Consider the following 2,077-nt stretch of genomic DNA (forward strand, 5'->3'; position numbering starts at 1 on the left):
GGGTGGGACTGCTCACAAAATGGGCATTTCACATCAACCTTAGCCATCAAAACCTCTCAGATAAATACGAGGATTTTACCTGATGATCTCCGCATTGAATACATGACCAAAAAATGGATCCAACTTCCTAACCATGAACAAAGCCCATTAAATAAACCCAGCATTGAACTTATGAATGACTGTGATTACATCAGAGAAAAACGTAATCTTATATTTGTTGGTGGTCCTGGTACAGGTAAAACTCATTTAGCCACGGCTTTAGGGATAAACGCTGCCACCAATGGGTTTAAAGTTCGCTTCTGGAATGTATTAGATTTGGTCAACAAGCTGGAATTGGACAAGGAAAGTAAACAATTTAAATTAACCAATCAACTGACAAAGCTGGATTTAATTGTTTTAGATGAGTTGGGGTATTTGCCCTTTAGTCAAGAAGGAGGTGCTTTATTGTTTCATTTAATCAGTCAATTGCATGAACATACCAGCATTATGATCACCACTAATTTAGCGTTTTCTGAATGGGTAAAACTATTTGCCGATGAAAAGATGACGGCAGCCTTATTGGATCGACTGGTTCATCATTGTGACATTATTGAAACAGGCAATGAATCATTTAGGTTTAAAAACCGGTCTTAAAGTGGCGCACTTTTAAAGCATAACTGTGGCTCACTTTTAGACCATAATTGACATATAAGATTCTGGAAGACGAAAAAATTAAATAATGAGAGTGGCCCTAAGGGCTGGAATACTCTAGAGAAACTATTTTTTCCTAGTTTATCATGCAATTCTAACTGTTTTTATAGTTCATCTCAGTGGCTTCAATTCTATCAGAAGAGGGGACTTCATAGAGATTGACGCTCATATGGCTGAAAGCAGAATAGTGTTTACAAAATACCGAACTCATCCAGTTTTCGAACTCATTCGATGAGGTGAATGATAACTCGCCGATATTAGGGTCCATAAATTGAACATGCCCTTGATCATCTTTGATACAGGCAACAACATGCGCAGGCCCGTCATAGGGAGTAAGCAAGTAACACATATTGTAGCTCCCCTTTTCGTCATTATGTGCCAAGCTCATTGCCTGAGCTGCACATTCGGGAGTAAAGTCTTCGCTTTTTAACAGATAAGTACCAACCTGATTGAAGTGCTCCTTCAATTCATCCTGAATCCTGGCTTGTGATTCGGGAGGAGGAAGAGGCTGATAGTCATTGCCGAGATATTGGGAAAGAACCTCCCATTTAGCTGATGAATCGGCAAGCCAGGAATAGAATTCCTCACCCTGTGAGTTTTTAGCAAGATACTTTGCCGACATAGCCATACAAACACCGCTGTCAGTCACTTGGTTTTTAACGCCAAATTCCTCATATACTCGCTTGGATATCTCCGATTGCTTGTAACTGGTTTCTATATGACCAAAGATGCTACTCTGATTAATGATAATATTTATCATGGCTGAACCTCTACACACATAATGGTTTAACTTTTCCTAAACTCAACAAATAGTTACAGTAATAACCAATTCAAAATGTACAGAGATTCCCTAAAAGTTACTTTCATATTTCGCTGTTTTTTTGGAGTTTCCTCTCTCCTGAAAGCAACATGCTTAATTTCAATGTAAACAATGAATTATCTGCTTAACGTACGTTTTCGTTCCATTGGCCCTGAAACCCCATTGTCGGGTAGCCGCCGAAGCCCGGCGTAAGCCGGTGGAGGATCATTAAAGATCCTGATACCCCTCCCGCCCTGTAGAGCCATGAGGGCTTACAGCAAATGATTATGGCGAGTTAAGCCCTTTTAACCCCGTTAGCGCGGCGTAGCCGCGATGTATCGGGGACTTAGTGCTGGCAGTTTACTGACAGCGCTTAGTGGGCTGTATCTCCTAAAAATAAAGCGATATTTTCTTGACAGAGCACGGTAGCTGTTGAGTCATACAGGCTGATAAACGATTCTGTGGTTACAGGGGTTTGGGGAGCAACGGAACAGTAAACGCTGTTAAGAGGTCATTTTAAATAGCCAAAATGAATAGACCCCAGTTTCCTAGACGGTAGCGTGCCTCATGAACCAGGCACTTTCATAA

2 protein-coding genes are annotated in these 2,077 nt (G+C 40.9%); one reads left to right on the top strand and one right to left on the bottom strand.

The genetic code is table 11. The annotated features are described in order from the left end of the window. Positions 1-633 (top strand): IS21-like element helper ATPase IstB (istB, locus tag AEP37_RS23390; RefSeq protein WP_244880847.1); only part of this gene is annotated, 633 nt, incomplete at its 5' end. Positions 634-784: 151 nt separating this feature from the next. Here the strand turns inward: istB and AEP37_RS23395 are convergent. Continuing rightward, positions 785-1,450 carry a YopT-type cysteine protease domain-containing protein gene (locus tag AEP37_RS23395; protein ID WP_049615575.1) on the bottom strand — a complete coding sequence of 222 codons (666 nt, stop codon included), beginning with the start codon at positions 1,448-1,450 and terminating at the stop codon, positions 785-787. Between the last annotated feature and the right edge of the window lie 627 nt (positions 1,451-2,077).

The sequence above is a fragment of the Yersinia pekkanenii genome (assembly GCF_001152565.1).
GTDB lineage: Bacteria > Pseudomonadota > Gammaproteobacteria > Enterobacterales > Enterobacteriaceae > Yersinia > Yersinia pekkanenii.

Coding starts and splice junctions, on each gene's coding strand:
- AEP37_RS23395 (WP_049615575.1), bottom strand. CDS start 1,450: ATGATAAATATTATCATTAATCAGAGTAGCATCTTTGGTCATATAGAA.